At 53.4% G+C, this 25,738-nt stretch carries 24 protein-coding genes; 19 read left to right on the plus strand and 5 right to left on the minus strand.

The genetic code is table 11. The features are described 5' to 3' along the window. Window positions 1-43 precede the first annotated feature (43 nt). The 10 genes from AC0YNV_RS18955 to AC0YNV_RS19000 all read left to right on the plus strand — a co-directional run bounded on the left by AC0YNV_RS18955 (window position 44) and on the right by AC0YNV_RS19000 (window position 9,417). Complete coding sequence (locus tag AC0YNV_RS18955) at window positions 44-1,258, plus strand: cytochrome P450 (protein ID WP_475769425.1); 1,215 nt, start codon at window positions 44-46, stop codon at window positions 1,256-1,258. A 160-nt stretch (window positions 1,259-1,418) separates the two neighbouring features. Then, a complete protein-coding gene (locus AC0YNV_RS18960) occupies window positions 1,419-1,697 on the plus strand; it encodes a DUF2277 domain-containing protein (protein WP_210039247.1) in 279 nt (92 codons plus the stop codon). A 421-nt stretch (window positions 1,698-2,118) separates the two neighbouring features. Next, window positions 2,119-2,838 carry a TetR/AcrR family transcriptional regulator C-terminal domain-containing protein gene (locus tag AC0YNV_RS18965; RefSeq protein WP_475769426.1) on the plus strand — a complete coding sequence of 240 codons (720 nt, stop codon included), beginning with the start codon at window positions 2,119-2,121 and terminating at the stop codon, window positions 2,836-2,838. A 52-nt stretch (window positions 2,839-2,890) separates the two neighbouring features. Then, a complete protein-coding gene (locus AC0YNV_RS18970) occupies window positions 2,891-3,016 on the plus strand; it encodes a hypothetical protein (RefSeq protein ID WP_475769427.1) in 126 nt (41 codons plus the stop codon). Window positions 3,017-3,214: 198 nt separating this feature from the next. Further along, entirely contained in the window at window positions 3,215-3,694 is a 480-nt protein-coding gene (greA, locus tag AC0YNV_RS18975) for a transcription elongation factor GreA (protein ID WP_210039243.1), read from the plus strand. 158 nt (window positions 3,695-3,852) lie between these two features. Continuing rightward, complete coding sequence (locus AC0YNV_RS18980; protein ID WP_475769428.1) at window positions 3,853-5,298, plus strand: DEAD/DEAH box helicase; 1,446 nt, start codon at window positions 3,853-3,855, stop codon at window positions 5,296-5,298. Between the two features lie 155 nt (window positions 5,299-5,453). After that, complete coding sequence (rlmN, locus tag AC0YNV_RS18985; protein WP_475769429.1) at window positions 5,454-6,545, plus strand: dual-specificity RNA methyltransferase RlmN; 1,092 nt, start codon at window positions 5,454-5,456, stop codon at window positions 6,543-6,545. Between the two features lie 172 nt (window positions 6,546-6,717). After that, window positions 6,718-7,536, plus strand: coding sequence for a GDSL-type esterase/lipase family protein (locus AC0YNV_RS18990; RefSeq protein ID WP_475769430.1), 819 nt, complete (start codon window positions 6,718-6,720; stop codon window positions 7,534-7,536). Continuing rightward, window positions 7,515-8,444 (plus strand): ABC transporter ATP-binding protein, encoded by a 930-nt coding sequence (locus AC0YNV_RS18995; protein ID WP_475769431.1) that lies wholly within the window; start codon window positions 7,515-7,517, stop codon window positions 8,442-8,444. The genes AC0YNV_RS18990 and AC0YNV_RS18995 overlap by 22 nt, the downstream gene beginning before the upstream one ends. Further along, window positions 8,437-9,417 (plus strand): ABC transporter permease, encoded by a 981-nt coding sequence (locus AC0YNV_RS19000; RefSeq protein ID WP_475769432.1) that lies wholly within the window; start codon window positions 8,437-8,439, stop codon window positions 9,415-9,417. The genes AC0YNV_RS18995 and AC0YNV_RS19000 overlap by 8 nt, the downstream gene beginning before the upstream one ends. 177 nt (window positions 9,418-9,594) lie before the next feature. Here the strand turns inward: AC0YNV_RS19000 and AC0YNV_RS19005 are convergent, their stop codons facing one another. From AC0YNV_RS19005 to AC0YNV_RS19015, 3 genes are all read right to left on the minus strand, one after another. Next, window positions 9,595-11,025, minus strand: a complete 1,431-nt coding sequence (locus tag AC0YNV_RS19005) for a hypothetical protein (protein WP_475769433.1) — start codon at window positions 11,023-11,025, stop codon at window positions 9,595-9,597. 263 nt (window positions 11,026-11,288) lie between these two features. Beyond that, a complete protein-coding gene (locus tag AC0YNV_RS19010) occupies window positions 11,289-12,275 on the minus strand; it encodes a formylglycine-generating enzyme family protein (protein ID WP_210039236.1) in 987 nt (328 codons plus the stop codon). Between the two features lie 32 nt (window positions 12,276-12,307). Further along, complete coding sequence (locus AC0YNV_RS19015; protein ID WP_475769434.1) at window positions 12,308-13,282, minus strand: helix-turn-helix domain-containing protein; 975 nt, start codon at window positions 13,280-13,282, stop codon at window positions 12,308-12,310. A gap of 214 nt (window positions 13,283-13,496) precedes the next feature. On the opposite strand from AC0YNV_RS19015, the gene AC0YNV_RS19020 reads away from it, so the two are divergent. From AC0YNV_RS19020 to AC0YNV_RS19040, 5 genes are all read left to right on the plus strand, one after another. After that, window positions 13,497-14,804, plus strand: coding sequence for an ABC transporter substrate-binding protein (locus AC0YNV_RS19020; protein ID WP_475769435.1), 1,308 nt, complete (start codon window positions 13,497-13,499; stop codon window positions 14,802-14,804). 78 nt (window positions 14,805-14,882) lie between these two features. Further along, the gene (locus AC0YNV_RS19025; RefSeq protein ID WP_475769436.1) at window positions 14,883-15,755 is read left to right on the plus strand and encodes a carbohydrate ABC transporter permease; all 873 of its coding nucleotides are present in this window, start codon (window positions 14,883-14,885) and stop codon (window positions 15,753-15,755) included. 9 nt (window positions 15,756-15,764) lie between these two features. Further along, window positions 15,765-16,631 (plus strand): carbohydrate ABC transporter permease, encoded by an 867-nt coding sequence (locus tag AC0YNV_RS19030; protein WP_475769437.1) that lies wholly within the window; start codon window positions 15,765-15,767, stop codon window positions 16,629-16,631. Between the two features lie 7 nt (window positions 16,632-16,638). Next, window positions 16,639-18,123, plus strand: a complete 1,485-nt coding sequence (locus AC0YNV_RS19035) for a sulfatase (RefSeq protein WP_475769438.1) — start codon at window positions 16,639-16,641, stop codon at window positions 18,121-18,123. 321 nt (window positions 18,124-18,444) lie between these two features. Further along, on the plus strand, window positions 18,445-18,930 hold the full coding sequence (locus tag AC0YNV_RS19040; protein ID WP_475769439.1) for a glutathione peroxidase: 486 nt from the start codon (window positions 18,445-18,447) through the stop codon (window positions 18,928-18,930). 207 nt (window positions 18,931-19,137) lie between these two features. Here AC0YNV_RS19040 and AC0YNV_RS19045 read toward each other — a convergent pair whose 3' ends face one another. Continuing rightward, window positions 19,138-20,334 (minus strand): helix-turn-helix domain-containing protein, encoded by a 1,197-nt coding sequence (locus AC0YNV_RS19045; protein WP_475769440.1) that lies wholly within the window; start codon window positions 20,332-20,334, stop codon window positions 19,138-19,140. Between the two features lie 279 nt (window positions 20,335-20,613). Between AC0YNV_RS19045 and AC0YNV_RS19050 the strand changes: the two genes are divergently transcribed. Genes AC0YNV_RS19050 through AC0YNV_RS19065 form a run of 4 tightly spaced genes read left to right on the plus strand, consistent with a single transcriptional unit; the run spans window position 20,614 to window position 24,388 of the window. Next, entirely contained in the window at window positions 20,614-21,618 is a 1,005-nt protein-coding gene (locus AC0YNV_RS19050; RefSeq protein ID WP_210039228.1) for a sulfonate ABC transporter substrate-binding protein, read from the plus strand. A 44-nt stretch (window positions 21,619-21,662) separates the two neighbouring features. Then, window positions 21,663-22,805: an FMNH2-dependent alkanesulfonate monooxygenase gene (gene ssuD, locus AC0YNV_RS19055; protein WP_475769441.1), complete on the plus strand. Its 1,143-nt coding sequence runs from the start codon at window positions 21,663-21,665 to the stop codon at window positions 22,803-22,805. 24 nt (window positions 22,806-22,829) lie between these two features. After that, window positions 22,830-23,603, plus strand: a complete 774-nt coding sequence (gene ssuC, locus AC0YNV_RS19060) for an aliphatic sulfonate ABC transporter permease SsuC (protein WP_475769442.1) — start codon at window positions 22,830-22,832, stop codon at window positions 23,601-23,603. A 17-nt stretch (window positions 23,604-23,620) separates the two neighbouring features. Then, complete coding sequence (locus AC0YNV_RS19065) at window positions 23,621-24,388, plus strand: ATP-binding cassette domain-containing protein (RefSeq protein WP_475769443.1); 768 nt, start codon at window positions 23,621-23,623, stop codon at window positions 24,386-24,388. Between the two features lie 255 nt (window positions 24,389-24,643). On the opposite strand, the gene AC0YNV_RS19070 is transcribed toward AC0YNV_RS19065, so the two are convergent. Then, window positions 24,644-25,654, minus strand: coding sequence for an LLM class flavin-dependent oxidoreductase (locus tag AC0YNV_RS19070; RefSeq protein ID WP_475769444.1), 1,011 nt, complete (start codon window positions 25,652-25,654; stop codon window positions 24,644-24,646). Window positions 25,655-25,738: the final 84 nt, after the last annotated feature.

Genomic DNA, 25,738 nt, shown 5'->3' on the forward strand with positions numbered 1-25,738 from the left:
TCTTGGGAAATTTACTATAAAACGAGATAAGGAGACCAGGCCGATGGAATCAAAGAAAACGGAACGATATGCGAATATGATCGCCATGAATGAGCTGGACACAGCGGAGAAGAGACTGGATCCGTTCCCTGTATACAACATGCTGCGTCAAACCACCCCTATTCGTTATGATAAAAGCCGTAATTGCTGGGATATGTTTCGCTACGAGGATGTTCATCGCATCCTCAAGGACCCGTCTGCTTTTTCTTCGAATCGGGGAATATCGGGCAAAGGATCCGAAACTATATTAACGATGGATCCGCCGAGGCATACGCAGCTGCGGGCACTGGTGAACAAAACCTTTACTCCAAGGGTTATAGCTGATATGGCGCCTCACATTGAATCGATCACCAACGAGCTGATGGATGCCGTTATTGCGAATAATGAAATGGATATCGTACATGATCTTGCTGCTCCGCTGCCCATTATCGTCATAGCCGAGCTTCTTGGTGTTCCTAAGGAGGATCGGAATTTGTTTAAAGAATGGTCCGATATTCTCGTCAAAGGGACAGATGTTAATACAGACGAAGCATTCGGGCAGCTCATGAAAGAGAGAGAACAGGCCATACAGGAGTTGATTTCTTATTTCTCACAGATTACGGCTCAGCGCCAGGCCCAGCCTGAAAATGATCTGATCTCATTATTATTATCCGCCGAAATTGAAGGCCAGAAGCTGAGTCAACAGGAAATACTCGGATTTTCCATCCTGCTCCTGGCTGCCGGGAATGAAACCACAACCAATCTGATCACGAACGCGGTCCGCGTCCTTACCGAAGAGACGGCTATCCAGCAGCAGCTGCGTGAGAAGCCTGAGTCCATACCCGGTTTTATTGAGGAGGTGCTTCGGTATTACCCGCCCATACAGGCTATTGGACGGGTGGCAGCCGAAGATATTGAAATCGCCGGCAATCAGATCAAAAAAGGGGATCAGGTGGTTTCATGGATTGCATCGGCCAATCGTGACGAATCAAAATTTACCGAGCCTGATGTTTTTTTGGCCGATCGGCGGCCCAATGCCCATCTTTCATTTGGCTTTGGCATTCATTTCTGCCTGGGTGCTCCGCTTGCGAGGCTTGAAGGCCAGGTTGCTTTACGTGCGATCTCGGAGCGTTTAAATGATATTCGTTATAAAACGGGTGCTCCGCTTTCCTATATTCAAAGTACGTTTGTATTTGGCGTCAAACAATATCCTGTTACTTTTCAGAGGGCAACGAGATAAGCACACAGATTAGTATACTTTAACAAGCAGCAGTCGGGGACATTATCGATTCCCGAACTGCTGTTTGTGCTGTAATCTCTATTAAATTACTGTTCTATTTTGCCGGAAGCGGCCGTGTATAGTAAGATAATAAAAAAACTACGTGCAAAGGAGAAAGCCTATGTGCCGGAATATTAAGCCGCTTTTCAACTTTGACCCACCTGCTACCGAAGATGAGATTCAAGCCGCTGCGCTTCAATTTGTAAGGAAAATCTCGGGCTTCACCAAGCCCTCCAAGGCGAACGAGGAAGCGTTCAATCAGGCCATTATGGAGGTAACGCTGGTGGCCGGCAAACTGTTGGAGTCACTGGTGACGAATGCTGAGCCGCGCAACCGCGAAATTGTAATTCAGCGTGCCCGCGCCGGATACGCGAAAAGGTTCGGAACTGAAAGTAATTAGGATTTGGTTTATTGCATTTCTAAACGTTCCTGCACCATTAAAGGGCCTTACGCAAACCGTATAATCGGCTTGCGTTAGGTTCTTTTTCGATGCAATGATCTCGCCACCCGGGCTGTACAAGTCGTCGAAGCGGCGGATCGTGCATTTTTCGAGAGCATCGGCGACGATAAGGGGCAGCTGATTGACCTCTTGCTGCAGCTGGTGAAGAGGCATAATTCCTGAGCAAAGATTCTTCTCAAATGAAAGAGGATTTCCCGTCCAGGCGCCCGCACCGCGCGCAGCGCCGAGCGCGAGGTGCTCGCAGCATGACGGCTTTCCGACCACATACAGACGGACATCCGGAGTAATTCCCATTGCTGCAGGTCAGGTGATCTCTGGGAGCGCTATGCTATACTTCTCATATAAAAGGGGGAGATCCTTTATGGCGAGAAGACGAATTTATCCTCAGAATTTAGCCTCCGACTCAGACGGGCAGGAGATAACCCATATCCCGCTGGACCAGGCCCGGATCACGCAGACGGCTCTGCTTTTATTGAATGAGATCGGCCTGAAGGAATTAAGCATGCGCAAAATAGCGGATAAATTGCAGGTCAAAACCGCCTCCCTGTATTACCATGTCAAAGATAAAGACCAGCTGCTTCAGCTGCTGGCTGACAAAATAAGCGAACAAATGGTATGGCCGGATGCCGCCCTGCCCTGGACCGACCAGCTTCTGCAGTGGGGGGAGCAGTTCAGGCGGGCGCTCCATGCTTACCGGGACGCGGTCGATATTTTCAATACCACGATTGCTATGGGCTATCACCGTTTGCTGCAAATCGAGAAGCTGTATAAGCTCCTTGCCTCGGCGGGGTTCCCGGATCATCAAATTCCCTGGGCGGCTTCCATGCTTAAAAACCATGTACTTGGGTTTGTCGCGGAAGAGGCCCGCTTGAGGGAATTTGCCGGAGCAGACGGGGATACGCAGGAGAAGATGAGCGGGAAGTACAATCAATTTTATTCGCAATTACCGGAGGATCAGTTCCCCTATATGATCCGTCTGGCCTCCTATACGACAAATTCCAACTGGGACGAGGAGTTTCAATTCGGTTTGGGTGTTTTCATCGCCGGATTTTCCCTGAAGCTTCGCTCTGCTGAGCTGTAAACCGCTTTCCCCCGGGAACGAAGCCGATCGGCGCTGCCGAGGACGGCAAGAGTTGGCTGGAAGAGGGCGGATCGGCAGCGGTCCAGGCGTTATCATTGGACAAGCTGCAGCGAATTTTGCCCAAGCCTTCTTGGATGCGTTAGAGGCTCGCCGCCACTGGGACAGGAAGCTTGTATAAGGGATAGATCCGGATCAAGGAAACGCATCCGCTTCCCCTACTGCCGAAACGCCGCTGGCAGCACAAATAGCAATTGTGATTCTTTCGCATGAGGGAAAAAGAGGGCATCCTTTATAACCATCGCTATATTCCTGCATATCGGTTAGAATTAAGCAGAGTATAACAAATAGAGCTTTTAATCGATTGGGAGCTGTGGGAATGTCGAAGGAAGAAGAAATTATATTAACCAAAGAAGGCCTGGCCAAGCTGGAGTTCGAGCTGGATGATCTCAAGACGGTCAAACGCAAGGAGCTGGCCAGCCGTATTAAACTCGCGATCAGCTACGGCGATTTGAAGGAAAACAGTGAGTATCATTCCGCCAAAAATGACCAATCCTTCATGGAAACGAGAATCATGGTTCTGGAAAAAATGCTGAATAAAGCACGTGTCGCGGATGACAGCATGGATATCTCCACTGTTCAGATCGGCCTTATTGCGGTTCTGAATGATGTTGAATTTTCCGAAAAATTAGAATACATGCTTGTCGGCTCCAGTGAGGCCGATGCTTCCGATAATAAAATCTCCTACGAGAGCCCGCTCGGCAAGGCGCTGATGGGAAAATCCGTGGGCAGCATCATCAGCGTGAATGCCCCGATGGGCGTTATCCAATACGAACTGCTTGAAATCAAAGCCATGTAAGAAGAGATACGCGGCGTCAACATTCTTATATTCAATCTGTGCGGCGTTGTGGACTTCTCTCTAATATTCGAACCTGGCGCCGCTTCTTTCATGACGAGAGAGGCGGCGCCGTTTGTATGAACGACCGGCAGTGAAACTATAACGGAAGAGGCAGGCCTATGAGTAAGCAGTCATTCAAAGACTATGCGATAAGTGAAGAGATCATCAGAGCATTGGACAGCCTCGGGTACGAAACGCCAACGGGGGTGCAGCAGGAAGTCCTGCCTGCGGCGCTTGCAAGGCAGGATCTGGTGGTGAAATCGCAAACCGGAAGCGGAAAAACCGCGGCATTCGGGATTCCGGTCTGTGAGCTGGCGGACTGGAATGAGAACAAGCCGCAGGCGCTAGTTCTGACTCCTACACGGGAGCTTGCGGTCCAGGTGAAAGAGGATTTGACCCATATCGGGCGGTTCAAACGAATTAAGGTCGCGGCTCTTTACGGCAAGCAGCCCTTTGCCATTCAAACAGCGGAATTAAAGCAGAGAACCCATGTGATCGTCGGGACTCCAGGGCGTGTGCTGGACCACATCCAGCGAGGCACGCTTGTGCTGGACCGTCTGGCCTGCCTGGTTATAGATGAGGCCGACGAGATGCTGAGTATGGGCTTTATCGAGCAGGTGGAGGCGATCATTCAGGCGCTGCCGGGAAGCAGGGTGACGATGCTGTTCTCGGCGACCCTGCCGCGGGATGTGGAGAGTCTTTGCCAGAAATATATGAACAATCCTGTTCATATCGAGCTTGAGGCAGCCGGGGTCACGACGGACCAGATTCAGCATTCTCTGATCGAGGTGAAGGATGCCGACAAATGGCCCTTGCTTCGGGCGGTCACCATCGTCGAGAATCCGGACAGCTGCATGATTTTCTGCCGGACAAAGGAACAGGTGGACCAGCTGTTCATACGAATGGCCGCGCTGGATTATTCATGCGACAAGATTCATGGAGGTCTCGAGCAAGAGGTCCGGTTCGAGGTCATGAATGCGTTCAGGCGCGGACAGTTCCGCTATCTGATCGCCACCGATGTCGCCGCCAGAGGCATTGATATCGATAATATATCGCTGGTCATTAATTACGATCTCCCCATGGAGAAGGAAAGCTATGTCCATCGTACGGGAAGAACCGGCCGCGCGGGCAAGCAGGGGAAGGCCATAACGTTCGCAACCCCTCACGAGGGCAAGTTTCTGGCGGACATTGAACGGTATATCGGGTTTGCCCTTCCGGTTATGAAGGCTCCTTCAAGAGAGCAGGTTGCCCTGAGAGAACCCGCCTTCGAAGCGAAGTCGCATGCCCGGACCACGCTCAAGAAAGACAAGAATGAGCAGATTAATGCGGGAATTATGAAGCTGAATTTCAACGGCGGCAAGAAAAAGAAGCTCAGAGCCGTTGATTTTGTCGGCACGATTGCCAGAATTGAAGGGGTAACCGCAGAGGATATCGGCATTATTACGATACAGGATAATGTGTCCTATGTGGATATTTTGAATGGCAAAGGGCCGCTGGTGCTTGAGGTCATGCAGACGACGAACATCAAGGGCAAGCTGCTGAAGGTCCGCAAGGCTTTGAAATAAAACGGGTTCATGGCGGGGATTCGCCTTACCTTTCATGGATCTCCCCTTGTGTTAGCAAAAAAAATTTGGGACAATAATAAATAGATGGGCGAACATAGCCCTTCTCTGTCATAAGAAACGCCTACATTTCGAAGTTTTTGAAAAGAGGATATCCAATGAATAAAGCATCTATATATGGAATGACCCTGGATCAGCTGACGGCCTGGCTGTCGGAGCGTGGACATCGGAAGTTCCGCGCCGCGCAGGTATGGGATTGGCTGTACAGGAAGCGGGTAACGGCCTTCACGGACATGATTGATGTCCATCCGGAATGCATCGCTGTACTGGAGGAGCATTTTGTCATCCAGACTCTGACCGAGCATGTGAAGCAGGAATCGGCTGACGGCACGATCAAGTTCCTGTTCAAGCTGGTGGACGGCAATCTGATCGAAACGGTGCTCATGAAGCATAAATTCGGACTATCGGTGTGCGTGACGACCCAGGTGGGCTGCAACATCGGCTGCAGCTTCTGCGCAAGCGGACTGCTGCCCAAGAGCCGGGATTTGACAAGCGGCGAAATCGTGGAACAAATCATGAACGTTCAGCTTCATCTTGATCAAGCCGGCCAGGAGGGCAAAGTCAGCCACGTAGTCGTGATGGGTATCGGCGAGCCGTTCGATAATTTTGAGAATCTGTCCGATTTCCTGCAGGTCATTAAGGACCATAAGGGGCTTGCTATCGGAGCAAGGCATATCACGGTTTCGACCAGCGGCCTCGCGGATAAAATCATCGAATTCACCGATTCAGATATGCAGGTGAATCTGGCGGTGTCCCTGCATGCGCCCAATAATGAGCTTCGCACGCGGATTATGAAAATCAACCGTGCGATTCCCATCGAGAAGCTGATGGAGGCGATCCAATATTACTGGGAGAAAACCAACCGCCGGATCACGCTGGAATACATTTTGCTGAAGGATGTCAATGATCACAGGGAGCAGGCTCTTGAGCTGGCTGAGCTGATCGGGGACAACAAGCATCTGGCCAATGTGAATCTCATTCCCTACAATCCCGTGGATGAGCACAGCCAATATCAGAGAAGCGAGCAGGAGTCGATACGGGCTTTCTATGATACGCTCAAGAAGCAGGGCGTCAGCTGCAGCGTCCGCCTGGAGCACGGCACCGATATCGATGCCGCGTGCGGACAGCTCAGAAGCAAGCAAATCAAGGAATCCAAACCAGCCGGCCCGGGCAGGATTGCTGCGGGATAAAGGAAGAAAGGCAAGAGTGGAGCGGCTCCCTGTTCTTGCTCATGATTCACATCAAAATCACTTCGTCATGAACCTGTTCCAGCGCTTTTTTGGGGCAGGTTTTTAAGTATGGTTTCAGCTTAATATGTTATATATGTCTGAAGCAGCGCCCAGCAGGGGAGGCAAGAAGAAGATGATGAGGGAAAAAGCCATAAAGTGGCTGATTGGCATATCGGCGGTATCCTGTCTGATATGGGCGGGAGGCTTGGCCTGGACACTGCAGGATACCTTCAGCGGAGCGCCGGCAGCGGCTCCGCCTATAGAAGGGACAACTCCCGGCACAGAGGAAGAGGCGCCTGAGCCTATTGTGGACGACGGTTCGTTCCGGCTGCTGGCGCTTGGGGATTCGTTAACGAAGGGAACCGGCGACACTGAGGGCAAGGGGTATGTCGGTTATTTGCTGGAGGATCTGAAGGAGAAGTCCGGGCAGGATATTGTGCTGAGCAATTATGGCGTGAACGGACAAGTATCCAGCCAGCTGTCCGAGCAGCTTGGGCAGAGCAGGATTAAGGACGAAGTCAAGGCTGCTGATGTCATTGTGGTCAGTACAGGCGGGAACGATTTGTTCCAGGGCGGGCAGACTCTGGGCAATCTGGAGCCTGCCCACATACAGAAGATTGAGGATGCTTATCTGCTTCAATTGAAATCCATTCTGAAGCAGATTCGGGAGAATAACGCCGATGCCCGTATTTTTCTCATTGGCCTCTACAATCCGTTTGGCGCCCTACAGAATGCGGAAGCGACGACCAGGATTGTCCGGGACTGGAACTACAAAGCTGGCGAGGTTGCGGCAGACTATCCGCAGACTGTGCTTGTTCCAACCTTTGATCTGTTTCAATTGAAGGTTCAGGATTATTTGGCCCGTGACTTATTCCATCCCAACGCAGCCGGATACCGTCTGATCGGGGACCGGGTCGCGTCGCTGATTACATGGCAGGGGGTGAAGGGTTGAGCGAGATCACATTGGCTGTCCAGGGTCTCAGGAAAATTATCGGGAAGCGGGAAATTATCCATAATCTTGATTTTGAGCTGCGGCGAGGAGAGGTATTCGGTTTCCTTGGACCCAACGGAGCGGGGAAAACGACAACGATCCGCATGCTGGTCGGACTGATCAAGCCGACGTCAGGCTCTATTCACATCTGCGGCTACGATCTGCATAAGCAGTATTCCGAAGCGATGAGCAATATGGGCTGCATTGTCGAGAATCCGGAGCTGTATACGTATTTGAGCGGCTGGCGGAACCTGGAGTATTTTGCCCGGATGATGGACGGGATCGATGAGGCGAGGATGAATGAAGTCATCTGGCTGGTCGGGCTGGACGCGAGAATTCACGACAAGGTGAAAACCTATTCGCTGGGCATGCGCCAGCGGCTGGGCATCGCCCAGGCGCTGCTGGGAAGGCCGAAGGTGCTCATTCTGGATGAGCCGACCAATGGCCTCGATCCCTCCGGCATTCGGGAGATGCGGGAATTCATCCGCTATCTGGCGGAGGAGGAAGGTCTGAGCGTGCTGGTCTCCAGCCACCTGCTGAGCGAAATTCAGCTGATGTGCGACCGGGTTGCCATTATATCCAAGGGTCGGGTCGTCCGCGTGGATACCGTCCATAACCTGCTGGCCCATCAGGAGCGGGTACATTGGAGGCTTTCCCCCATGCCGCAGGGCATTCAGGTGCTGCAGCGTCTCACGGATCCGGTGGAAACGGAAGGGGATATCGTGAAGACATCCTATCCGGGGCAGGAGATCGGGCGATGGAATCAGGCACTGGTGGAGGCGGGCGTAACGGTGACGGAAATGAGCCGCAGGCTTCCCTCGCTGGAGGATTTGTTCCTCGAATTGACGGGCGGTGAAGGCATTGAATAATCTGGTCTACAATGAGATGGTGAAATTGACGGGAAAAAGGAGATTGCTGGTTGTCGCCTTCATTATCGCCATCCTGATTTCCCTGTTCACCTACGCTCAGCTTCGCCAGGCCGAGGAGAACCGCAAGCGGTTTGGAGATGTGGATTGGCGCCTCGCCCTGGAGCAGCAGCTTGCAGGCTGGGAGAACCGGCTGTCCAGCGGGCGGGCATCCGAGGATGACGGAGAGAATCTGAAGGTCCGGATTGAGCAGCAGCGATATTACCTCGACCATAATATTAACCCCTCGGAGCCGGGCGCGCCGACCTTTGTGCGGGGTTTTGTGGAGAACGGGATCAATCTGCTGCTGCCGCTCATGATGATGATCGTTGCTGCTGATATTGTGTCCTCGGAGTACAGTGCCGGAACGATCAAGGTTCTGCTGACGCGCAAAGTGAAGCGATGGCGGATTTTGCTCAGCAAATATTTGGCGCTTACCCTCTCGGTGTCGCTGATTATCACCTTGTTCGGTTTGCTGTCCACGCTTATATCCGGGGTGGTGTTCGGCTTTCAGGGCTGGACGGCGCCGGTTCTGACCGGCTTCTCCGTGAGCAATGGGCTGCTTGACGCCTCGGGTGTCCATACACTGCCGCAGTGGCAGTTTATTATTATGGAGCTGGGACTGGCCTGGTTCGTATCCCTCATCGTGGCGACCATTACGTTCATGCTCTCGGTCCTGTTCCGCAGCACAGCGGCGGTTATGGGAGTTATGCTCGCCTGCCTCATAGCCGGGACGATCCTGAGCGCGATGGTGGAATCATGGGAATCGGCCAAATATCTGTTCATGGTCAATCTTCAGCTCATTGGATATCTGGAGGAGGCGGCCCCGCCAGTCGAAGGCATGTCCCTGGGCTTCTCGCTGCTTGTGCTGCTCGTCTGGGGCGCTTCGGCGCTGGCGGTAGCTTTTATTACATTTACAAAACGGGATGTTTATTAAAATCGCGAACGAAACAAGCAGCCGCAGGCTTTACCTGCGGCTGCTTGTTTCGTTCCAATATAGTATAAAAATTTCATTATAAGAGTCCGGATAACTAACTAAAGTAAATTATGCGATCCGCGATCCTGTGCCATTCTTCCTCTGAGATAGCTAGTCGTGCACCGTGAAGGATGTTTTTCAGCCTATTATAAATTTTGCACCGTACCCTATTCCCGAATTGATGGCCGTTTCTAAATCCTTCTCTCCGGTACTATCGAGCAGTACCACATTTTCAGGATACAGTTTACCCAGCAGTGCCCATATGACTAAAATGTTACCTCCGCTGCTGATGAACTGAATGCCTGAATCCTTCGTCACCAACCCTGGCAAATCCAATAAATTCCCGGCATATTGCTCGTGGATGCTGGACGGATTCACCCGATCCGTTCCGGGATCGGTTCCGGAGTCCTTCTCCGGGCGATACATAAATCGGTGGCCTCTGAAAGCCTGACCGAGATCAACAACATAAACAGAAGATTCCATCTGCAAGCTGAATTGCAGCAGGACACGATCAGAATCAATGCTGGCGGTGATAATCTTCACTTCATGAACATCCTCTTGCTTTACAGTCAGGGGATCCAGCTTACTACCGATTTCATCCGGGCCTGCCTGAGTACGGGGAGCAGCATAATAATCCTGGAATTCGTAGTCGAAAGCAACCGGAACAATTTCGCCGGATGTCCCGGATAAAACGGTCTGTACCGGATACCAGTGGAGCAGATATCTGGGAGCTTCAGCCACTGATTTTCCCAGGCTTGCCGGCAGTATGGTTCCCAGGCGGTATTGAAACCCATATCCAACTGTGGACAAATCAGGACTTAATACGCCTTGGGTGAATTTCACTATAGCCTTATGCGACATTCTCCTTGCCAGCAAATCCGTGAGAAATTCCGTACGGGCCCTTTCCAAAAATCTTAAACCCTTGGAGTTCTGAATTTCCTTAATCTCGATCGGTACTTCCTCCCAATTTTGAAACGGGAGAAGGGCATCTCTCAGAAGTACAAATTGGTGCAAATATTCATTAAACAGCAGCATCACATCCGGACTGCCCTTGGGTCCGAAAATCATGGCAACTGTTTGCGGCGTGACCAAATGGTGTTCACAATAGCTTCTGAACTTCAATCCGTTCAAGGTCGACTCCCCATACTGCTTAAATGCCCGTTTCTGCGAATTAATCTCCCGCGCCCAATTGGTCAATTGTTCACCTATATTTTTGGCTTGCACAGTAAGCTCGGCCCCGGCCTTATCCTCAAATCCCAGAGGACCTAACGGTAAAACAGACTCTCTTCCGGAAATGGCCAAATTGGCCTGAAGGTTGTCAAACAATGTATCTGAACGGGCTGCTTCCCCGAGTTGAACGAGAATGGCTTCCAGAAGCTTATCCAATTCCAGAACGATATCCTTGGCCCGGTAAACTCCACTGGGGAGATTCCAATCGAACCTTCCGCTTTCAAGCCATCTTACAGTATCGATGGAGGATTTCTTCCTCAGGAAGGGTTCAATATCAAAGTTTTGCCCCCACACTATACTCTTGTTATCTATTGCCAGCCGGTATTCCGACATTTTCATTGCACCTCACTTTCTTCATTTACAGATTAGCGCTTTCGGATTGTTCTGAACAGTACGCACATTTTTGTGTTAACGGATGCGTTTTGTGCGAGAGGATCAATTATGATCGTATACAAACTTACTAACTACAGACTCGGCGGTGTTAATGAAAAACACAAAAAAACCCGTCTTGTTCAAATGAAGGACGGGGTTTTTTTTACTTATGTGCAGTAAGGTTGAAGTCATCACCAATGGCGATTCACAAATTAAAGGCAGTCCGCTGCCTAGGCGTCTCTCGCACAGCGGAATCCCATATTGCCGGCGGAGCTGTCCGGCGTGTTGGAGCTTCGGGCGGCGACCCTGTATCGGTTGCAGTATGAGCGGTGGCAGAGATAGGAGCCGCCTCTCATTACTTTGCTTTGGCCTTTGGATGGACCCTTGGGGTTCACACGGCCAGCCTTCAGATGATGATCGGGGCTGAACCAGTCCGAGCAGAATTCCCAGACGTTCCCCGACACATTGTAGAGGCCGTACGCATTAGGCTGATAGGCATTCACGGGAGCCGTCCCGACATATCCGTCGCTTGCATGGTTGACCAGCGGGAATTTGCCCTGCCATATATTGCAGCGGTGCTCCCCGCCGGGCTTCAGCTCGTCCCCCCAGGGATAGCGCTTCTGCTTGAGCCCGCCGCGGGCGGCGTACTCCCATTCCGCTTCCGTCGGGAGCCGCTTGCCCGCCCATTTGCTGTACGCCAGGGCATCATTGTAGGTGACTTGGACGACAGGATGATCCATCCGGTCCTCCACGCTTGAATCCGGCCCTTCCGGATGGGCCCAATCCGCGCCGCCCACCACCCACCACCAGGGCGAGCGTTCGACCGAGCGGGTCACGGTGCGGGCGGTGGCTTCGGACACGAGCAAATGAAAGACATAAGACCAGCCGAATTTCTCGGACTCGGTGATGTAGCCGGTGGCTTCCACGAATCGGGCGAACTCGGCATTGCTGACGGTACAGGGATCAATATAGAAGGGGGCCAGCGTAATTTCGCGAACCGGTCCCTCTCCGTCGGCGGGAAATCCTTCATTGTCGTTGGTGCCCATCAGGAATGAACCGCCGGGCAAATGAATCATCTCCTGCTCCTTCCAGGAGGATGGGGCTTTGGGCTTCTGGCTGTCCTTGCCGGAGATATCCGGCTTCAATGATGCGGGCCCTTCACTTCTCCCTGCGGCACAGCAGGAGCTGGCTGGTTGATTTTCCGTACGATCACTCATTCATATCACGCTTACCCTTCCGTTCCATTTAGTTATGCTGAGGTGAAATATCCGGTTTGTCTGGAGCTGTTTCCCTTCTGTCTGCGGCGGTATTCCATCGGCGACATGCCTTCACTTTGATGAAATGCCCGGGAAAAATGATGCTGGTTCTCAAAGCCGACCATCCCGGCGATCTCTTTCATCGGATAGTTGGACAGCAGCAGCAAATCCCGTGCCCGCTGCAGGCGGATTTGCCGGACATACTTGATTGGCGAAATCCCCAGTGTCGATTGAAACAAGGTGCGGAGCTGCTCCTTGCTGAGCGAGACATACTGCGCCAGCTCGTCCAAAGTCGGCGGCTCCTTCAGATGCTTCTCCACATAGGTGCAAACTTCAAATACGCGGTTGTCATAAGCGATGGGCCGATCGGGCAGATGCTCCTGCAGAGCCTCGAACAGCTTGAGCGTCCATAGCGTTCCGCCGGCCCGGATCCGCAGATGCTGGATGGTCTGGCTGGTATCCAGCATGAAGACGGGATAATCCCCGTCGCTGCCTCTTCCATCTTCATACCTGCGTTCCGTAGCTTTCAAGTCCTTTTTGTCAAAAGGCTTCAAAAATTCCGCGTAATCCGCGGCGAGCTCCCGCCAAAGAGTGACCAAGCGGTCGAAATCCTCCTGGCGGATATCTGAGACCACACGGGGAAAGCGGTACAACCTGATAAAATCAAAATAACCCACTTTGCCCTCACAGGCAAGCGATAGATAATGGAACGGCTCCTCACCCTCAAGAGATATCCATGATTGATAGGTCTGTGGCGGAATACTGACGATATCCCCTTGCTTGAGCGTATACCGGACCTGATCCAGCTCGATGACCGCAGCTCCCGAGAGGACGATCCATATCGCGGTATAAGGGAAAATAAACAAGTAAGTATGAGGCGTGGTTACGGTCCATTCCTTCATCCACCTCACATTGATATTCAACTGATCCAATGAGCTCTGATTGCTGAATTCCATCAAATTGGTCATTTATACCACCCATGTCTATACAGGAATCTGCATTTTTGAAACATTATTGACCATTTAGGATAAATACGCCGGAGAGGCTCCGTGCTATAATCTTAAACATTGGCAGGCACAAATACAAGTAATTTAATAGGAATAGTAGACCTGTATTTCAGACCGGATAACCGAATGATGTGCTGCATAACATGAGACCAATAGAATCAGGGGGAAACCGAAGATGAAAAAAGCTTCACTGTTATCGCTCACTCTACTGCTTATGCTCACCATGCTCGCGACGGCGTGCTCGAGCGGCTCCTCTAATGAACCCAATAATCAGGCAAACGCCGGTTCGGGAAATGAGCCACAAGAGGAGAAGGTTACGCTGAAATTCTGGTATCCCGGGACAGAGGATATCCTTACGACAGCTGTTAAGGACATTATTCAGAAGTTTGAAGACCAGAATCCCAATATTACGGTCGAGCTTACGTCCATTCCATGGGCCGACTATTTTCAGAAGCTGACCGTCTCCTATGCAGGCGGCCTGCAGCCGGACGTGCAGGGACTGGGCTTCGGTCAATTGATTTCTACCGTGAATCAAGGCAAATATCTGGATTTGAGCCCCTATATAGAAGCGGATAACTGGGAGGGAAAAGCGGACTTCTTCCCGGATATTCTGAAGGCGGGCCAATATGAGAACGGACAATACGGACTGCTGATGCCGGAGATCCGTCCGCTGGCATACCGCAAGGACTTCTTCACCGAGGCTGGGCTAGATCCGAACAATCCGCCCAAAACTTTGGATGAAATCTTCGAGTATGCCGAAAAGCTGAAAAAGGTGGAGAACGGCAAAACGGTGCGCGGCGGAATTGATATCCAGACCAGCAACGGGGAGCAATCGTATCTCTCGCTCCTGCTGCTGCTGGGCGAGGACTTCTATGACGAGAAGGGCAATCCGACATTCGACTCGCAGACTTCCATCGATCTGGTGCAGAGAATGGTCGATCTGTACAAGTCGGGGGCCATTATTCAGGCAAATCAGCAGCAGGTAACCGGAACGCCCTTCCAGAACAGCCAGGCAGCGCTTGCATTCATCTCCACTTCCGGCGCGGCAGCGCTCAAGCAATCGGTCGGCGCTGACAAAATCGGTTGGGTGCTCCCTCCGGCAGGCAAAGACGGCAAACAGACCGCTCTGATGCTGGGGACCTTTCTGACCGCTTCCCAGAAGTCCAAGCATCCCGAAGAAGCCTGGAAATTCATTAAATTCTGGTTCGACAAGTCGAATATCCTTGATTTCACCACCAAGACAGGTTATATTCCTCCGCTTCAGTCGGTTAAGGCGGATTTTGTGAAGCTGGCTCCCGAGAATGAAATCTCCTTCGAAGCGCTTAATGATGCGCGTGGTTACGGGGCATCCGGCAGCTGGGCCATCAATGTGAAATATTTGCGGCTTGCGCTTGAGGAGTCCTATGCAGGAGTGAGACCGGTGGCGGAGGCGCTGAAGGATAATGCGGCCAAAGCCAGAGAAGAGCTTGCCAGCGCCCAATAGAGAGCGGCTCTAAGCCAAGGATTCTCCCGCGAATCGCTGTCTGCGGGGGGATCCTTGATGTTTGAGGAGGAACCAAGAATGCAAAAGGGCTGGAACCGGATCGTTCCTTATTTTCTGATTTTGCCGAATGTGCTCATCTTTACTGTTTTCATCCTGGTGCCGGTCATTTGGGTATTGTATTTGAGCCTGACCGACTATACGATGCTGCAGGCACCGGATTGGGTCGGGCTGAAGAATTACAGCCGTCTACTGCATGACTCGATCTTTCACCGTGCGCTGATCAATACGGCCTGGTACTGGGTGGGCACAGTCGTTCCGGGTATGGCGATCGGTATGGTGCTGGCCAGTCTGCTGACGATGAAGCTCCGGGGACTTGCCGTGTTCCGGGCGCTTATTTATCTGCCTGGCGTCATATCTTCCGTCGCTGTCGCCATGACCTGGCTGTGGCTGCTGGATCCCCTTCAGGGACCGGTGAACCGGCTGCTGGATGTTATCGGTATCGGCGGCCAGAATTGGCTGCAGGACCCGCATACATCACTCGGGTCTGTTATCGTGATCGGCATATGGACAGGAATGGGTTATGCGATGATCGTTTTTCTGGCCGGCATTCAAGGCATTCCCGAGACGCTGTATGAGGCGGCGGGTCTGGACGGCGCTTCCGGAATCAAGAAATTCTGGTTCATCACGCTGCCCTTATTGAAGCCGATGACCCTGTTTCTGTTCATTACGGCTACGATTCGTTCCTTCCAGGTGTTCGATCTCGTTTACATTTTGACCGGCGGGGGACCGGCCAATTCGAGCACCACCATCGTGACCCAAATCGTCGGAGCCAGCTTCCAGGAATACCGTATGGGATACGCATCGGCCATGGCCGTTTTCCTGCTGGCGGCGACGCTTGCGATCACATTGATTCAATATGGGATCGGCAGCCGGAATCAGGCGGCGGAATAGGAGCGGATCATGAGACATACACGAATCGAACAAAGCCTGGCCTATCTGGTGCTTGTGATCTTCTGCGCCATGACCATAATGCCGCTGCTGATTACATTCTTCACTTCCATGAAGGGAGATGAGGAGTTCTCGCTTGGGGCCATGAAGCTGCTGCCTGCGGTCTGGCATCCGGGCAACTATTTCCGCGCCATGCATATGGGAGACTGGCTGACCTATTTCAAGAATACGGCGATTGTGACGGCCGTCACCGTAATCGGCAGTCTGATCTTCAATCTGCTGGCGGGCTTCACTTTCGCACGGATAACATTCAAGGGAAACCAGTTGATCTTCCTGACGCTGCTGGTCGGAATGATGGTGCCTGCACAGGTGACGGTCATTCCCCAGTTCCTGATTATGAAATCAATCCCGTTCTTCGGCGGGAACGATTGGCTCGGCAGCGGCGGCAACGGCTGGCTGGACAGCTACTATGCGCTGATAGTGCCCGAGCTTGCCGGTGCCTTCGGTATTTTCATGGCCCGTCAATATTATCTGCAATTCCCAAGAGCGCTGGACGACGCGGCTTATATGGACGGGTCCGGTTATCTGCGTCTGTTCTTCTCCATCTATCTGCCGCAGAGCGGGCCGCTGCTGGCATCGCTGGGGATTTTCAAGTTTGTGGCAGTGTGGAATGATTTCTTCCATCCGCTTATCTATACCAACAGCGAGTCCATGCGGACGATTCAGCTGGGATTGCAGGTATTCCGCGGTGAGCATCAGGTGCATTATAATCTGCTGATGGCCGCATCACTGCTCGTTTCGCTGCCGATTATCGTCATGTTTTTCATCTTTCAGAAGCAATTTATCCGCAGTATGGTGGCATCAAGCGTGAAAGGATGATAATGAAATGAAAGCCATTATGGTCATGTTCGATACATTGAACCGGCATATGCTCTCTCCATACGGGGGCCCGGAATGGATTCAAACGCCGAATTTCAAGCGGTTGGCCGAGCGCACGGCCTTGTTCGACAACAGCTACGTCGGGAGCATGCCCTGCATGCCTGCGAGAAGGGAGCTGCACACCGGGCGGTATAATTTCCTGCACCGCAGCTGGGGGCCTCTGGAGCCATTCGACGACTCTGCTATTGAGAGGCTTGGGGAAGCGGGCGTGTATACGCACTTGGTTACCGACCACCAGCATTATTGGGAGGACGGAGGCGGAACGTATCATACAAGGTATGAATCCTTCGAGCTGATCCGCGGGCAGGAGGGCGATCCCTGGAAAGGCGAAGTGAAAGCTCCGGAAGGGCTGAACCTGGACAAGATCCCTCCACATGCCCGCAAAATGGTCCGGCATGACCGGATCAACCGCACATATATCCAGGAGCCGGAGGAGTTTCCTCAAGCCCGGACGTTCGAGAAGGGACTTGCATTCATCCAGCGGAACCATCAGGAAGACCAGTGGTTCCTGCAGCTGGAGACCTTCGACCCGCATGAACCCTTTTACAGCCCGGAAGCATTCAAAAAGCTCTATCCGCATGAGTATGAGGGCCGTCCCTTCGATTGGCCGCCGTACGGTCCTGTAACCGAATCGCCGGAGGAGGTCCGGCATATGCGTTATGAATATGCGTCGCTGCTGAGCATGTGCGATCATTATTTGGGCAAGGTGCTGGACTTGATGGATCAGCTGGACTTGTGGAAGGATACGCTGCTGATCGTCAATACCGACCATGGCTTCCTGCTCGGAGAGCATGATCAGTGGGCGAAGTGCGTACAGCCCTTCTACAATGAAGTGGCCCACACTCCGCTGTTCATCTGGGACCCGCGCAGCGGGGTGCAGGGCGAGCGGAGGCAGAGTCTGGTACAGACGATTGATCTGCCTGCAACGCTGCTGGATTTCTTCGGCGCAGCGCTTCCTCCCGACATGCAGGGCAAGCCCCTGCGGCAGGCCATTGCTTCGGACGAGCCGGTCCGCGAAGCGGCATTGTTCGGGATTCACGGGGGGCATGTCAATGTGACGGACGGCCGTTATGTCTATATGCGTGCCGGGGATTCCGTGAAGAACGGGCTGCTCTACGACTATACGCTGATGCCGACCCATATGCGCAGCCGCTTCCATCCGGCAGAGCTGCAGAATCTGGAGCTTGCGGAGCCGTTCTCCTTCACCAAGGGCGTGAAGACCTTGCGCATTCCTGCACGGACCTATGGCAATCTCCACGCCTATGGAACGCTGCTTTATGATGTGCAGACGGACCCGCAGCAGCGGGAACCAATTGCGGATGCTGCCGTTGAGGCCAGAATGGTCGGCCTCCTGACGGAGTTGATGCGGGAGAATGAAGCACCTGAAGAGCAGTATGCGCGCCTGGGACTGTCTGCCCCAGGTAGAGAATAGAGCTGGGATATTCGCCTCGTCAACCTATGATTTGGAATAAATGTAGGGGAAGCCATTTTGAGAAGGCCGTCTATTCAGGCCGGTTCGAAATGGCTTTTTCTGAATAATGGAATGAAGAAGCTTCATAATTCTGTTCTGCTAATTCCGTTTGGCAGAAGCCTGCATCGTCATGTATAAAGGTCCAGCCGGTCCTTTCTTTTTGGAACAGGGAAGAATATAGGAGGGAACACGCCAACAGGTTGACAAAAGGGGCAGGGAGAGGTATATTATACACAATTATATTGTGAACAATTTAAAATAAGCTTTGTGGAGGGAACCATCATGTCCGTTTATGACTATACCGTTAAAACCGCAGCATCAGGAGAGAAAGCGCTATCGGATTATAAGGGAAAGGTTCTGCTCATTGTGAATACGGCAAGCGCTTGCGGACTTACACCGCAGTATAAAGGCCTTCAGCATATTTATGAAACCTTCAAGGATGACGGCGTCGTCGTATTGGGCTTCCCGAGCAACCAGTTCAATGGCCAGGAGCCGGGCACGGACGAGGAAATTCAAAGCTTCTGCGAATTGAATTATCAAGTAACATTCCCTGTTTTCTCCAAGGTTGACGTGAAGGGCGAGAATGCGATTCCGCTGTACAAATATTTGGTGGATAACGCTCCGGCTCCTTATCACACAGGGGATATCGAATGGAATTTTGTGAAGTTTCTGGTCGACGCCGAGGGCAATGTGATCCGGCAGTATTCAGCGCGTACGGAGCCTGAAGCAATTGAGGGCGACATTAAAGAGCTGCTGGAAGCAAAATAATGCGATGAATGTTCCCAATAACCGTCCCGGCATGGACAAGCCTGGATTCAGGAAGAACCCTTATATGATAAGGGTTCTTTTTTGGCTTATAGAATGTATAAGTTTCACGCCTATTTCTGTCAGATCCAGGGAAGAAACGGGCTGGGCCGCCCAAGGACGGCGAAGCCTTTTTTCTTGGTGCCCGTTTTCCGCGAATAGCAGTGGCACTTAATACAAGTCATCGCTCGACCATTCCCCCGGCAGCGGAGAGTCCGGAAGAATGGGGAGCTTCAATGCCTGCACAGCCTCCTGCAAATACTGCTTGGGGAACTCGAAGGTGCCGGCATGACTGGCAGGAAGAGACAACGAATCGGGCTGTCCCTCGTCCAGACGCCCCAGTGTCTGCAGATCCCGGCTGTAGAAGGAAGCATCCCAGCGGATTTGCGACAGTACACCAGCGACGACGGCCAGCGGAAAGCCGCTCGCTTCATGGACGAGCTGAGCGGCGCGCACCGGTTCGCGCCGGATGAACGTATGCGCTCTTAAATGAGCCTTGAGATAAGCAATCACGATATCCTCATTGCCGGCGACCCAGCCCCCATCCGCCATGAGCCCGGTCAAATAATCGCCGCCTATGCCCTCGGAGACGAGGGGAGTACCTGCTCCGATCGACTTGACCCAGCTCAGATAAGGCTCCCACAGCACGCTGGCTCCCACTTTACCCCCAAGAAAGCCGCTTACGCATTCCTCCATCCCGCGATGAATCACAGGCTCAGCCTGCAGTCCGAACGTATTCATCCACTCCTTCAGCCGATAGGAGGCGCTGGAGCTGCCAACCGTAGCGATGGGCAGTGATGACAGATCATCCGGATGGTGGATATTGCTTCCTGTCGGAACGACAAGGGAAATTCCGCCTCCGCTTCTGGTTTTGCCGTCGAAGGCCAGCACCTGGGGCCTGAAGCGGGGCAGGATTTGGCTGAGTGTACGGCTGGCGATAATCGGATAGTCGCCAACCGATGCTATATTGACCCGGCCTGCGATGAGTTCTTCCACAAGCTCCATCCCGTTTGGTGCGTTGACCCAGCTAACCTGGTACGCCATCGACGGGCGGATCCGGCGGAGCTCCTCTTCGAAGAGACCCAGCTGCTTCATAACCAAAGGGCTCCACAGCAGCGCCGCGCCGCTTTGGTAACCAATTGTAATGACTTGAGGGGAAGATACGCTCTCTGAGACATGCTGCTTCCCGGCAATGGCATGAAGCTTGACCCAGGCTTGCAATTTATCGGGATCGATCCATATTTCTTTGCCGATCTTAATATGAGGCAGTTGTTTGTCTTTACGCCAGCGGTCGATTGTCGCGCGGCTGACGCCCAGGATATCCATGGCTTCCCGGAGGCTCAACAGATTAAAGCGTTCACTTTGCATGCCGGACCGCCCTTTCCCATTCACAATCCAATAAAACCGACTTTATTTATAGGAATTATAAGTTATATATAATAATAATCGATAGTAGCTTAAACTTCAATTGATAAATGGCTCCCGAGGGAGGTCATTTTCCTCATTGCTCCTCATTGTTCATCATGTATCCTCAAGCTATTGACAGTCCGGCGCACAAGGTGATAACTTCGATGTTAATAAAGCTCAGTAATTAACTAGGAATTATTAGTTTTAAATTATCCGGGATCATAAAGGGGCATGAGACAAATGAACAAGAAGAACAGCCATACAAGGCAAGGTGTGAAATGGATAGGGGCACTCATCTTATCTTTATTCCTGTTGGCCTTGACCGCTTGCGGCTCCAACAATAACGCAGGCAGCAGCGAAACCTCCGAGGGCGGGAAGGCGGGGGCCGACAAGGTCGTCCGCATCGGCTATCAGAAATATGCATCGGTCAATATCATGAAGGAGCGGGGCACTCTGGACGAGAAGCTGGGAGCTGTCGGCTACAAAGTCGAATGGACGGAATTCCCCGGCGGACCCCAGCTGCTGGAAGCGATTAATACCGGCAATATCGATGTGGGCCATACGGGGGAAGCGCCTCCTGTGTTTGCCCAGGCTGCGGGCACGCCTCTCGTCTATCTGGCTCATTCGCCGGCAAGTCCGAAAGCGGAGAGCATACTGGTGCCGGAGAATTCCCCCATCAAGACGGGCGCTGATCTGAAAGGCAAGAAAATCGCGCTCAACAAAGGCTCGAATGTGCATTACCTGCTCGTCAAATATCTGGAGAAGGAAGGCCTCTCCTACGATGATGTTGAAGTGGTATTCCTGCCTCCCGCCGATGCGAGGGCGGCATTCGAGAGCGGCAATGTAGACGCCTGGGTGATCTGGGAGCCTTTCTATTCAGCGGCGCAGCTTGCGACCAAAGCACGTGTGCTCGCAGATGGCGAAGGCCTGGTCAAAAATTATGAGTTCTATCTGGCATCCCGCACCTTCGCGGAATCCAATAAAGAAGCCGTCGATACGATACTTGATCAAATAACGGAGACGGACAAATGGGCTGTCGACAATCTCCCTGAGGTTGCGAAGCTGTTATCCCCGGCGCTGGGCGTGGATGTGCCTTCCCTGGAGCAGGCCTTATCGCACCGTACCTTCGGGGTGGAGCTGATGACGGATGAGAACATTGCGGAACAGCAGGCTATCGCGGATGCTTTCCTCAAGCTGGAATTGATCCCGAGCGCCATTGATGTAAGCGAAGCGGTAATCAAGTAAGACAGCACTGCACATACCCTGCAAAGCGGATGGAGGAGAAAGATATGGAAGTATTCTGGTTTATCCCCCTTCACGGGGACGGCCGTTACCTGGGAACCTCGGAGGGTGCGCGTTCGGTTGATTACGATTATATCCGGCAAATCGCGCAGGCTGTGGACCGCCTTGGCTACCATGGCGTTCTGCTGCCTACCGGCAAAGCCTGCGAGGATTCCTGGATCGCCGCATCGTCGCTGTTCCCGGTGACCCGCAGATTGAAATTTCTGGTCGCGATCCGTCCGGGCCTGATGCAGCCGTCGGCCGCGGCAAGAATGGCCTCAACCTTTGACCGGCTGTCGGGCGGCCGGCTGCTGGTCAACGTGGTCACCGGAGGCGATCCCGTTGAATTGGCCGGGGACGGCATTTTCCTTTCCCATGATGAACGTTACGGTCTAACGGATGAATTTATGACAATATGGCGAGGTCTGATGCAGGGGGATAAGGTAACCTATCAAGGCAAACATTTGCGCGCGGAGACGGGGGAAGTGTTATTCCCGGCGCTTCAGAAGCCGTATCCTCCCGTATATTTCGGGGGCTCCTCGCCTGCCGCGCAGCAAATCGCCACCGATCATGTCGATTGCTATTTGACCTGGGGCGAGCCGCCTTCCGAAGTAGCCGACAAGATTGCTCAGGTCCGCAAGCTGGCGGAAGCCAAGGGCAGAAAGATCAAATTCGGCATCAGGCTTCATGTCATTGTGCGGGAGACTGAGGAGCAAGCATGGGCTGCAGCTGATCAGCTGATTCGCCATGTGGATGATGCAACCATAGCCGAGGCGCAGAAGGTGCTGGCGCGTTATGATTCGGTCGGGCAGCAAAGAATGGCCCAGCTGCATAAGGGAGACCGATCTTCCCTGGTGATTTCGCCGAATCTATGGGCGGGCATCGGACTTGTACGGGGAGGAGCGGGGACCGCGCTGGTCGGCGATCCGGCTACTGTTGCCAAGCGGATGAAGGAATACGCGGAGCTCGGCATTGAAACCTTCATTATGTCCGGTTATCCGCATCTGGAGGAGGCTTACCGGACGGCAGAGCTGTTGTTTCCGCTGCTGCCGCTCAGCGGGCACGCCGAAGACAACCAGACTGCGATTCCGGCCCAAGGCGAGCTTGTGGCGTATAACGTTCGCCCTGCCAAATCCGGCAGCGGGTCGTAACCTGGAGGGAGGAGTATCAGGATCATGTTGAATAAATTACTCCGCAGCCGCGTTACACCTGCTATTGTTCCTGTATTGATTGTCATCGTTTGGCAGCTTCTTGGCGAATTCGGGCTGATCTCCGTCCGGACGCTGCCGACTCCGCTGAAGGTGGCGGAAGCAGGCTGGACGCTCGCGAAGTCCGGTGATCTGCTGCAGTATATCGGCAGCAGCACCCAGCGGGCTTTTATCGGATTTATTATCGGGGGCGGAATCGGTTTCGTGCTGGGCATGCTCAACGGGCTGTCCTGGGCGGCGAACCGGCTGCTGGACAGCAGCATGCAGATGATCCGCAACGTGCCTCATCTGGCGCTCATTCCCCTTGTTATTCTTTGGTTCGGCATTGGCGAGACGGCTAAGATCTTCCTGGTCGTGCTCGGCGTATTCTTCCCGATCTATATGAATACCCTGCATGGCATCCGCTCGGTGGACCCCGGGCTGATTGAGATGGCCAAGGTCTACGGGCTGCGGGGCTTCGCGCTGTACCGGCATGTGATTCTGCCCGGCGCCATTTCCTCCATTCTGGTGGGAGTCCGTTATGCGCTGGGCTTCATGTGGCTCACGCTCATTGTTGCGGAGACGATTTCCGCCAACTCCGGGATCGGTTATATGGCGATGAATGCCAGAGAATTCATGCGGCTTGATATTGTCGTATTGGCGATTATTATCTACGCCCTCCTGGGGAAATTATCCGACACGGCGGCAAGGCTGCTCGAGCAGCAATTATTGAAGTGGCATCCGAACTATGCCAAGCGCTGAGGAAAGGAGTGGAGCTTGTGACGAACGGTAAAGAAACAGAATCCCGGCTCCTCGTGCGCGGCGCCTCCAAGACATTCGGCGAGAAGGAAGTGCTGCGGGGAGTCGATCTTGACATCCCGGCCGGGCAGTTCATCGCGATTGTCGGACGCAGCGGCTGCGGGAAGAGCACGTTGCTGCGGCTGATCGCGGGTCTGGAGCAGGCGACGCAGGGCGAGCTTTCCTTCGGCGGAACGGAGATCGCGGGCATCCGCGAAGATACCAGGATGCTTTTCCAGGATGCCCGCCTGCTGCCGTGGAAGCGTGCCGTTGACAATGTGCGGGTCGGCGTCAAGTCGGGCGACAAGGAGAAGGCGCTGGAAGCGCTGGAGCAGGTGGGGCTGAAGGACCGCGCCAATGAGTGGCCCGGCGTGCTGTCGGGCGGCCAGCGCCAGCGTGTGGCGTTAGCCAGAGCCCTGGTGGGGTCGCCCCGGCTGCTGCTTCTGGATGAGCCATTGGGAGCGCTTGATGCTCTTACGCGGATTGATATGCAGCAATTAATCGAGGAGCTGTGGGCGGAGCAGCGGTTTACAGCCGTTCTCGTCACCCATGATGTCAGCGAAGCGGTTGCCATGGCGGACCGCGTCATTCTGATTGAGAATGGACGCATTGCGCTGGATGTTCTTATCACTCTTGACCGGCCGCGGGAGCGGGACAGCGGCTTCGCCCATTTTGAGAAGCTGATCCTGGACCGGATCCTGGAGCGCAGCGAGCTGGAGCTCAGGAAGAAGGAATCCTACTCCATCTGACCCTATATAAAAACTCCTGCCGAAGGCGCACATCGGCAGGAGCGCGGTTACCCGATCCATCAGCGGAAACAGGGGATGTTATCGAAAGAGACGGATTGTTTGTTCTTCTCCGGGAAGATTGGTCCTCTTAAACAGGCTGCAGCCTCACAAAAAACCTGCTTACAGCACCCAATCCGGGATTGGATGCTGCAGGCAGGTTTTTGTGTGAAGACGCCGGATTGGACGCTCGAACGCAGAGGCAGCAGCGCAGCGCTGTTATTTGAGATTAACGGCTCCGGCCAGCAGCTGATAGGATTTCAACCGTGCTTCATGATCATAGATTTGGGAGGCTACGATACACTCATCAGCGCCGGTTTCCTCCAGATAGGCGGGAAGCCGTTTCCGTATCGTGTCCTGATCCCCGACAATGGCGTAGCTCAGCTGCTTCTGCACGAGAGCCCGCTCATGCTCATGCCAGAGATCCTCCATGCTGTCCACAGGGGGACTTAAACGGGCCGTGCGCCCGCGGATGAGGTTAAGAAACTGCTGCTGCTGCGAGGTCGCAAGCCTGTCGGCTTCCTTGACCGTATCCGCGGCAACGACATTCAGGCCGATCATGACGTATGGCTTGTCCAGCGCTTCCGATGGCCGGAAATTGCTGCGGTACAGCTCAATGGCCGGAAGCAGATATTCCGGTGCAAAATGGCTGGCAAACGCAAATGGCAAACCAAGCTGGCCGGCCAGCTGCGCGCTGAAGCCGCTGGAGCCCAGAAGCCAGATCGGAATATCCAAACCTTCACCGGGAACGGCCCGTACGGACATATTGGCCCCGGCTGGAGGCTTCAAATAAGCCTGCAGCTCGCTTAACAGCTCAGGGAAATCCTGTCCGCCGCTGCCCAGACCACGCCGCAGCGCGCGGGCTGCCGCCTGGTCGGAACCCGGCGCTCTGCCAAGACCCAGATCAATACGGCCCGGATACAGAGACTCCAGCGTCCCGAACTGCTCGGCAATGACCAGAGGGGCATGGTTGGGCAGCATGATGCCGCCGGAGCCCACGCGGATGGTCTTTGTTCCGCCGGCAACATGACCAATAATGACAGAGGTAGCGGAGCTTGCAATGCCCGGCATGTTGTGATGCTCGGCAAGCCAGTAGCGGTGGTATCCCCATTCCTCGGCATGGCGGGCCAGATCAAGGGTATTGCGGAAGGAATCTGCCGGTGTGTTGTCTGCAATGACCGGGGCCAGATCCAGTACGGATAGCCGGATATTTATCTTTTGATCACTCATTTGTTCGTATCCTCCTTTAACGGTTTACTGCGGATTCGTCGAGCGGTTTCTTCCTGGACACAAGGACATATGGATCAGCTTGCC

It is taken from the genome of Paenibacillus sp. JT31N11, from assembly GCF_056269285.1.